Origin of the sequence: Enterobacter cloacae complex sp. 2022EL-00788, assembly GCF_026627565.1 — a bacterium.
GTDB lineage: Bacteria > Pseudomonadota > Gammaproteobacteria > Enterobacterales > Enterobacteriaceae > Enterobacter > Enterobacter pasteurii.
The window spans coordinates 97,296-106,364 of record NZ_JAPNMC010000016.1 but is presented as its reverse complement, the minus strand read 5'-3'; the positions used below and the strand labels follow the sequence as shown (position 1 = coordinate 106,364).

Genomic DNA, 9,069 nt, shown 5'->3' with positions numbered 1-9,069 from the left:
CCGGGAAAGTAAGACGCCTGAATATAGTTAACGAGATGAAAAAGCTGGGAAAAGAGTACAGTAATATGGTCATGGTGGTATGACCATATTACTGGGGATCCCTCAGCCCTGTGGGAGAGGGGTGGGGTGAGGGCATCAGGCCGCACTTTTGCAGGTCGGGTAAGGCGTAGCCGCCACCCGACCTACAGGTGATACCCCGACAGCCGCAGCTCCCGGTCAATCCACTCGACAAACTGCTGGATCTTCCACGCGCGTTCATGCATGTGCGGCATCACCAGATGGTGCGCGTTAATGGCGATCCCCATCTCGTCCGGCAGCACCTGCACCAGCGAACCATCCTTCAGGTGATCGGTTGCCATCATTTTGCTCTCCAGAATAAACCCCAGCCCCATGCGCGCCGCTTCAAAGCTCATATAGGAGCGGTCGAAGCTCAGGCTGAAGCTGAGCCAGGGACTGTCGATATTGTGCCAGGCAAACCATTTTTCCCAGTTTACCAGGGTACTGGTGGACGAGATGAGCGACTGCTGCAGCAGATCGGCGGGCGTACTGAGGGGATGTTTCTCCGCGTAGTCCGGCGAGGCCAGCACCACCAGCGAGTCGTTTTTAATGGTCATCACCCGGTAAGCATCCCAGTCAGGAATGCCGTGGCGGATATCAATGTCGATATTGTCTCTGGCGAACTGCAGGTTTTCATAGGAGCAGGTGAGATTGATGGTGATATCGGGATATTCGGCGCGGAACTTGCCCAGGCGGCGCAACAGCCATGACAGCCCGAAGGTGGGGGAGGAGTGCACGCGAAGCACGGCGTTATCTTTCTCTTTGACGATCCGATCGGTGGCGCGCCCGATGGCGCTCATCGCCGCCGAGACCTCCCGCAGATATTTTTCTCCCGTCGGGGTGAGCTGAACCCCTTTGCCGCTGCGGATGAACAATTTCTTGCCCATCCACGACTCCAGCGACGCGATCTGATGGCTGACCGCAGACGGGGTGACGTTGAGCTGCTCCGCCGCCTGATGAATGCTCAATGCGTTTGCAACGGCAATGAACGCCTGCAAATTTCTGAGCGAGGGCAACGATAACGTCTGGCGATCCTGCGCGGGCATAGCCTGCTCCTGTCATGTTTAATGATAAAAAACATAACATTGAGAAGACGTGCGGGCAATTTTATGCCGATGTTATTTTTTTGAGCTGTATCGCGAATCAAATTTATCTCAGCAATAAATGAGGTTTATTGAATGGTGTTTCATTTATGAGCCGATATATTGACGTTGAACGCAAAACTAAAACGACTCACGTTGTTCGAATAATGAGGTAAGTTATGTCTCGTATAGAACAAGCTGTCCCCTACATAAATGCTAAAAAAACCAATTACCGCTTCGTTGTGCTGGCATTAATTTTTATTGTTTATGCCATTAACTATGCCGACCGAACAAATATTGGTGCGGTCCTGCCGTTTATCATTGATGAATTTCATATTAATAATTTCGAAGCCGGTGCCATCGCCAGCATGTTCTTTTTGGGATACGCCCTGAGCCAAATTCCGGCGGGCTTTTTTATCGCCAAAAAGGGTATTCGCGGCATGGTGGCGTTGTCGATATTCGGCTTCTCGGCGTTTACCTGGCTGATGGGCACGGCAACCTCGGTGCTTGGGCTGAAGTTTATTCGTCTGGGGCTGGGGTTAACGGAGGGGCCTTGCCCCGTCGGGCTGGCCTCCACCATCAATAACTGGTTTCCACCAAAGGAGAAGGCCACCGCCACCGGCGTCTACATCGCGGCCACCATGTTCGCGCCCATCCTCGTGCCGCCGCTGGCGGTGTGGATCGCCATGACCTGGGGCTGGCGCTGGGTCTTTTTCTCCTTCGCGATCCCCGGCCTGGTCATTGCCGTGGTCTGGTATCTGCTGGTGCGCACCAGGCCGTCCGAGAGCGCATTCGTGTCTAAAGCGGAGCTGGAGACCATTACCGCCGGGCAGCAGACGCCGGACGCCAGACGGGAAAATATCGTGATTTCACCGAGGTTTGCGCGTCTCGATCGCCTGATTCGCGTGCGGGAATTAGACCCGGTGAGCACGGTAAAAGGCCTGTTTACCTCGAAGAATATACTCGGCGACTGTCTGGCCTATTTCATGATGGTGAGCGTGCTGTACGGCCTGCTGACGTGGATCCCGCTCTATCTGGTAAAAGAGAAAGGCTTTACGTTTATGAGCATGGGGCTGGTCGCCAGCATGCCGTGCATCGGCGGCTTTATCGGGGCGATTTTTGGCGGTTACGTATCCGACAAACTGCTCGGCCGCCGGCGTAAGCCGACCATGATGTTTACCGCCATCAGCACCGTTTTAATGATGGTCATCATGCTGAATATTCCGCAAAGCACCGTTGCGGTTTGCGTCGGGCTATTTTTTGTAGGCCTCTGTCTGAATATCGGCTGGCCTGCTTTTACGGCCTACGGCATGGCCGTCGCGGACGGTAAAACCTATCCGATTGCCGCGTCTATTATCAATAGCGGCGGTAATCTCGGCGGATTTGTTTCCCCGATGCTGGCAGGTTATCTGCTGGATAAAACAGGCAGCTTTAATTCTGTGTTTATTTATTTCGGTATTTGCGCGGCCATTGGCTTAATTATGATTATGCTGCTGGAAGAGCCGAAATAAGCCATTAAATCCCTCTTGTCAGAATGGAGTAAATATATGCTACTGAAAGATAAAGTCGCCGTCATTACCGGCGCGGCTTCCGTACGCGGTTTGGGTTTCGCCACGGCTAAATTATATGCTGAGCAGGGCGCGAAGGTGGTGATTATTGATTTAGATGCCGAAGCCAGCCGGGCAGCGGCGGCGAATCTGGGCGACGAACATCTGGGTCTCGCGGCGAACGTCAGCAATGAATTACAGGTTAACGCCGCCATTGAGCAGGTGCTGGGCAAATACGGGCGCATCGATATTCTGGTGAATAACGCCGGCATTACCCAGCCCATCAGGCTGATGGATATTAAGCGCGAAAATTACGATGCGGTGCTGGACGTGAGCCTGCGCGGCACGCTGCTGATGTCCCAGGCGGTAATCCCGACGATGCGCGCGCAGAAGTCGGGCAGCATCGTCTGCATTTCTTCGGTATCGGCCCAGCGCGGCGGCGGCATCTTTGGCGGCCCCCACTACAGCGCCGCGAAAGCGGGTGTGCTGGGCCTGGCGAAAGCGATGGCCCGCGAGCTGGGGCCGGATAACGTGCGCGTAAACTGCATCACGCCCGGGCTTATCCAGACGGACATCACCGCAGGCAAGCTGAGCGATGAGATGAAAGCGTCCATCCTGGCGGGCATTCCGCTTAACCGCCTCGGCGACGCGCAGGATATTGCCCGCGCCGCGCTCTTCCTCGGCAGCGAACTCTCGTCTTACTCCACCGGCATCACGCTCGACGTGAACGGCGGCATGCTGATCCATTAAGGAGACACGATGATGACGGATACCACAGTTCAGCAGGTTGCCGCGGCGGCCTGGCGCATTCGCCGCTACGCGCTGCGCATGGGCGAAGTGCAGGGCCAGGGCTACATCGGGCAGGCGCTGGGCTATGCCGACGTGCTGGCCACCGCGTTTGCCCACGGTATGAACCTCAGGCCGGGCGAGCCGGAGTGGGAGGGTCGTGACCGCTTTCTGCTCTCCCATGGCCACTACGCCATTGCCTGTTATGCCGCGCTGATCGAAGCGGGAATTATTTCGGAAGAGGAACTCGAAACCTACGGTTCGGACGACAGCCGCCTGCCGATGTCCGGCATGGCAACCTACACGCCGGGCATGGAGATCTCCGGCGGTTCGCTGGGGCAGGGGCTAAGCATCGGCGTCGGCATGGCGCTGGGGCTGAAGCACAGGCAGAGCGCGGCATGGGTCGTTAACTCCATGTCGGACGGTGAGCTTGATGAAGGATCAACCTGGGAAGCGGCGATGTCGGCGGCGCACCATGGCCTGTCGAACCTGATCGTGCTGGTGGACATTAACCGCCAGCAGGCCGACGGCAATTCGCACGCGATCCTCGGCTTTGAGCCGCTGGAGGACAAGTGGACCTCGTTCGGCTGGTACGTGCAGCGGGTAAACGGCAACGACGTTCCTGCGCTGGTTGCGGCCTTCGATAACGCTAAGCGCTACCCGGAAAACCAGCCGCGCGTCATTTTGTGCGACACCCTGATGGGCAAGGGCGTGCCGTTCCTCGAACAGCGTGACAAGAACCATTTTATTCGCGTGGATGCTGACGAGTGGCAAAAGGCACTCGCCGTGCTGGATGCCAACAAACCTGAAGGAGTGCTGTAATGAGCCAGACTACGGAGAAAAAACCGCGTTTAACCACGTCGGCCATGATTGCCTCTATCGCGGAAGAAGGCCAGGAGACGCGCGCCGCGCCGTTTGGCCACGCGCTGGTAAAGCTGGCGGAACAGCGCCCGGAGGTGGTCGGCATGACGGCGGATCTGTCCAAATACACCGATCTGCATATCTTTGCCCAGGCCTACCCAAATCGATTCTTCCAGATGGGTATGGCAGAGCAGCTGCTGATGGGGGCGGCGGGCGGCATGGCGAAAGAGGGCTTTATTCCTTTTGCCACCACCTACGCCGTCTTCGCCACCCGCCGCGCCTACGACTTTATCCATCAGGTGATTGCCGAAGAGCACCTCAACGTGAAGATCTGCGCGGCGCTGCCGGGGCTGACCACCGGCTACGGCCCGAGCCATCAGGCAACGGAAGATATTGCGATTATGCGCGGTATTCCGGGGATGACGATTCTCGATCCCTGTGACGCGATAGACACCGAGCAGGCGGTGCCGGCGATGGCGGCGCACGATGGCCCGGTCTATATGCGCCTGCTGCGCGGTAAGGTGCCGGTGGTGCTGGATCGGTACGACTACCAGTTTAAAATAGGTAAAGCCGCGCTGCTGGAAGAGGGGAGCGATGTCCTGATCATCGCCTCAGGGCTGATGACCATGCGCGCGCTGGAGGCGGCGAAGCAGCTGCGTAAGGATAACGTCAGCGTGGCGGTACTGCACTCGCCCACGATTAAGCCGCTGGATGAGGAGACCATTCTGGCACAGGCCGCGAAGCCGGGACGGCTGGTGATAGTGGCGGAAAACCACAGCAGCGTTGGCGGGCTGTGTGAGGCCGTCGCGTCGCTGTTAATGCGCAACCGCGTGAACGTGGATTTCGATACCGTCGCACTGCCGGACGCGTTCCTTGATGCGGGGGCGCTGCCAACCCTGCACGACCGCTACGGGATCTCAACCACCGCTATGGTGGAGAAAATCCGACGCAGGCTTTGATTTATCAGACGGATACGTTGTCAACGGGCGAGGGGTGTTTTACCCTCGCCCCAGTTGCGATAAAGGAGTCCGTCATGGCACAGAACATTTACGACAATCCGGCATTTTTCGAAGGCTACGCTCAGCTGCCGCGCTCGGTGCAGGGTCTGGACGGCGCGCCGGAGTGGCCCGCGCTGAAAAACATGCTGCCGGATTTACACGGCAAATCGGTCATCGATCTCGGCTGTGGCTACGGCTGGTTCTGCCGCGCGGCGCGTGAGCTGGGTGCTTCTGCGGTAACCGGCGTTGATATCTCCGAAAAGATGCTCGCCCGCGCTGCCGGGCTGACCCACGATGGCGGGATTGTTTATCAGCGTAGCGATCTGGAATCGCTGACGCTCAACGAAAACAGCTTCGATCTGGTCTATAGCTCTCTGGCGCTGCACTATCTGCCGGAGCTGGACACCCTCTTTGCTAAGGTTCAGGGCGCGCTCAAGCCCGGCGGCAGTCTGGTCTTCTCCATGGAGCACCCGATTTATACCTGCGCCACCCGTCAGGGCTGGCTGACCGACGACAGCGGCGAGCGCTTCTGGGGCGTGAACCACTATCAGGACGAGGGACGGCGCGTCAGCAACTGGCTTGCAGACGGGGTTATCAAGTATCACCGCACGCTGGGCACCACGCTTAACGCGCTGATTAAGGCGGGATTAACGATAGGCGAAGTCAACGAGTGGGGGCCAACGCAGGCGCAAATTGAGGCCTGGCCCGCGCTGGCTGAAGAGGCTGAACGTCCGATGCTGGTGCTGATCTCCGCCCGTAAGGCTCAGTAACCCACCTTATACACCCGCCCGGTCTGCACCCCTTCCACGCTGCGGCGGTAGGCCTGCGCCACGCTCGCGGCGGGGACGCTTTCAAAGCCCGGGAAGAATCCGTCATACGCTTCGGCGGATTCGGTCAGCACCGTCGGGCTTATCAGGTTGATGCGGATCCCGCGCGGCAGTTCGCAGGCGGCGGCGCGCACAAACCCTTCCAGGGCAGCGTTTACCGTGGCGGCATTAACCCCCTGGGCAATCGGCTCGTCCGCCACAATCCCGCTAATCAGCGTGATCGAGCCGCCCTCGTTCAGATAATGCTGGCCGGTCAGCGCCAGGCGAACCTGCCCCAGCAGCTTATCCTGCAATCCCTGACTGAAATCGCTGTCCTTCATGGTCGCGAGCGGGCCGAAGTGCACCCCTCCGCTGGCGGAGACGATGGCGTCCACCGGGCCGATACTGTCGAACAGCGCCTGCACGCTCTCCTGAGAGGTGATATCCACCTGATGCTCGCCCTGCGTGCGCCCCACGCGGATCGTCTCGTGGCGAAGGCTTAACGCTTCCGTTACGGCACGACCGACGGTACCGCTGGCTCCAATAATGACGATTTTCATAGCAGACTCCTTTTAGGTGTGAGCCTTCATTCTTTACTAAAGAAAAAGTCAGATAAACTGGGCTAAAGTTAGATGATTGCTAACCAGAGGTTTGGAATATGGATAAGCTTCGCGGCATGGAGACGTTTATCGCAGTGGTGGAAAGCGGGAGCTTCACCGGCGCGGCGGCACGGCTGGAGGTGTCGGCGGTGATGGTCGGGAAGTACATTGCGCAGCTGGAAGCGCAGCTCGGCACGCGGCTGCTGGAGCGAAATACCCGCCGCCAGAGCCTGACGGATGCCGGGCGCGTCTATTTTGAAGAGGCAAGGCGGGTGCTGGAGCAGGTCTCGGCTGCCGAAAGCGCCGTGGAGCGGCTGCGCGCCACGCCTGCCGGAACCCTGCGCGTTACGGCACCCACGTCGTTTGGCGGCTGCGTTATCGCGCCCCTGACCGCCTCGTTTCTGCAGCGTTACCCGGCGGTGCGCATCGAGCTGGATCTCACCAACCGGATGGTGGATCTGGTGGAGGAGGGGGTCGATCTGGCCATTCGCATTGGGGACATTCGCAATGACGATCTGGTGGCGAAATACCTGTGCCCCTACAGCATGGTGATTTGCGCGTCGCCGGACTATCTGGCGCGTCACGGTACGCCGCAAACGCCCGCCGATCTGGTGGATCATCTCTGCCTTTCCCACACGGTATGGACCGCGCGCAATGAATGGCGGCTGCCGGGCGTGGAAGGGGAGGTGCGCTGGAAGCGCGATGCCGTCTTAAGGTGCAACGACGGCTACGGCTTACGCATGGCGGCGCGCGCCGGGGCGGGGCTGCTGCTGCAACCGGAGGTGCTGGTGGCGGAGGAGCTGGCAAGCGGCAGGCTGGTTCGGGTGATGGAGCCGTTTACGCCCGCGCCGAGGCCGGTGCATTTACTGTGGCGTCAGGATTTGCGTCCCCTTCCGAAGCTAACGGAATTTATTGCTCATATTCTGCTAAGATTGGGCACAATATAAAAAAAGAAGGTAATCAAAGCATGTCTGCAAACAAACTCGCCAGCAGCGCGCAGGGCCTGCAATCCTCTGCCATCCGTGAATTATTAAAGCATAGCAAAATGGCGGGCGTGATTTCGCTCGGTGGCGGTATTCCCAATCCCGATCTGTTCGATCGCGAAGGGCTGAAAATCGCCGCGGATGCTGTGTTATCCCAGCATTTTGGCGAGGCGTTCCAGTATGGCCTGACGGAAGGCGTACCGGGGCTGCGCGAAGAAATTCAGCGCATCTGCGAGGGGCGCGGCATTGCCTGTAAAGCCGATGACGTGGTCATTACGTCCGGCTCACAGCAATCTCTTGACGTGCTGGCGCGTGCGTTAATTAACCCAGGCGATACCGTTGTCGTCGAGCGTCCAACCTATCTCGCCGCGCTGCAGGTCTTTGGCCTGGCGCAGGCGAATTTTGAATCCGTTGGTACCGACGGCGACGGCATGAAGGTGGACGAGCTCGAAGCGCTGGTGGCGGCCAAAACCATCAAAGCGGTTTATATCGTACCCACCTTCGGTAACCCTGGCGGGGTGACGCTCTCCGAAGCGCGGCGCAAGCAGCTGGTTGGATTATCGAAGCGCTATGATTTTGTGATTATCGAAGACGATCCCTACAGCGAAATTAATTACACCGACGACGTGTTCCGCCCGCTGATTGCCCATGCGAAAGATATCGGCAATGAAGATAACGTGGTGTACACCTCGACCTTCTCGAAAATCCTTGCCCCGGGTACCCGCGTGGGCTGGGTGCTGGTGCCGGAGTGGCTGAAGCGCGCGGTGGTGAACCTCAAGCAAACCACCGATCTGCACACCAGCACGCTGTCGCAGCTGATGACGTACGAGTACCTGAAAACCGGTCGTCTGGCGGGACAGATTCAGACGATCCGCGAGGCCTATCGCCAGAAGTACCAGACCTTTGCCGGCGAACTGGAGGCGGAGCTGGGCGATGTGATGACGTTCCACAAGCCGAAAGGCGGCATGTTCCTGTGGGCAAAAATGAACAACGGTATGAATACGACGAAATGGCTGGAAACAACCCTGAGCAACGGGGTGGTGTTCGTGCCGGGTGAGTTCTTCTACTGCAACGAGCCGGATCGCGCGACGCTGCGTATGTCGTTTGTCACGCCAACGGATGAACAGCTGAAGGAAGCGGTTCGACGTTTGAAAAAATCGCTGTAACAGAATGCGCATAGCGGCATCTGCCGCTATGCGCGGTTCGCCTGCTGGATGAACTTATTGCGTTGCGTGGGCAAGCGCGCGGTCAGAGGGATCGCCGCCAGTCGTCCGCGTGACTTCATGAATGCTACAAATTTTCCCCTCGCGCAGTGCGGCAAACATATACACCTCTAACTCCGCCTGGCGA

9 protein-coding genes are annotated in these 9,069 nt (G+C 58.4%); 7 read left to right on the top strand and 2 right to left on the bottom strand.

Annotated elements, in window-relative coordinates; genetic code table 11:
* Window positions 1–182: 182 nt before the first annotated feature.
* Window positions 183–1,103: a LysR substrate-binding domain-containing protein gene (locus tag OWK27_RS20665; RefSeq protein WP_252004320.1), complete on the bottom strand. Its 921-nt coding sequence runs from the start codon at window positions 1,101–1,103 to the stop codon at window positions 183–185.
* A gap of 215 nt (window positions 1,104–1,318) precedes the next feature.
* On the opposite strand from OWK27_RS20665, the gene OWK27_RS20660 reads away from it, so the two are divergent.
* From OWK27_RS20660 to OWK27_RS20640, 5 genes are all read left to right on the top strand, one after another.
* Window positions 1,319–2,650, top strand: a complete 1,332-nt coding sequence (locus OWK27_RS20660) for an MFS transporter (protein ID WP_252004322.1) — start codon at window positions 1,319–1,321, stop codon at window positions 2,648–2,650.
* Between the two features lie 36 nt (window positions 2,651–2,686).
* Window positions 2,687–3,436 carry an SDR family NAD(P)-dependent oxidoreductase gene (locus OWK27_RS20655; RefSeq protein ID WP_267591118.1) on the top strand — a complete coding sequence of 250 codons (750 nt, stop codon included), beginning with the start codon at window positions 2,687–2,689 and terminating at the stop codon, window positions 3,434–3,436.
* A 12-nt stretch (window positions 3,437–3,448) separates the two neighbouring features.
* A complete protein-coding gene (locus OWK27_RS20650) occupies window positions 3,449–4,294 on the top strand; it encodes a transketolase (RefSeq protein WP_176611180.1) in 846 nt (281 codons plus the stop codon).
* Entirely contained in the window at window positions 4,294–5,292 is a 999-nt protein-coding gene (locus OWK27_RS20645) for a transketolase family protein (protein ID WP_148421407.1), read from the top strand. The genes OWK27_RS20650 and OWK27_RS20645 overlap by 1 nt, the downstream gene beginning before the upstream one ends.
* A gap of 74 nt (window positions 5,293–5,366) precedes the next feature.
* Entirely contained in the window at window positions 5,367–6,101 is a 735-nt protein-coding gene (locus OWK27_RS20640; RefSeq protein ID WP_176609668.1) for a class I SAM-dependent methyltransferase, read from the top strand.
* Here OWK27_RS20640 and OWK27_RS20635 read toward each other — a convergent pair.
* A complete protein-coding gene (locus tag OWK27_RS20635; protein WP_193356673.1) occupies window positions 6,095–6,697 on the bottom strand; it encodes a short chain dehydrogenase in 603 nt (200 codons plus the stop codon). The genes OWK27_RS20640 and OWK27_RS20635 overlap by 7 nt on opposite strands.
* Before the next feature lie 98 nt (window positions 6,698–6,795).
* Here OWK27_RS20635 and OWK27_RS20630 point away from each other — a divergent pair, with 98 nt between their 5' ends.
* Together OWK27_RS20630 and OWK27_RS20625 are read left to right on the top strand one after the other, a co-directional pair.
* Window positions 6,796–7,683, top strand: coding sequence for a LysR family transcriptional regulator (locus OWK27_RS20630; RefSeq protein WP_176609670.1), 888 nt, complete (start codon window positions 6,796–6,798; stop codon window positions 7,681–7,683).
* Between the two features lie 20 nt (window positions 7,684–7,703).
* A complete protein-coding gene (locus OWK27_RS20625) occupies window positions 7,704–8,885 on the top strand; it encodes a PLP-dependent aminotransferase family protein (RefSeq protein ID WP_267591117.1) in 1,182 nt (393 codons plus the stop codon).
* Window positions 8,886–9,069: the final 184 nt, after the last annotated feature.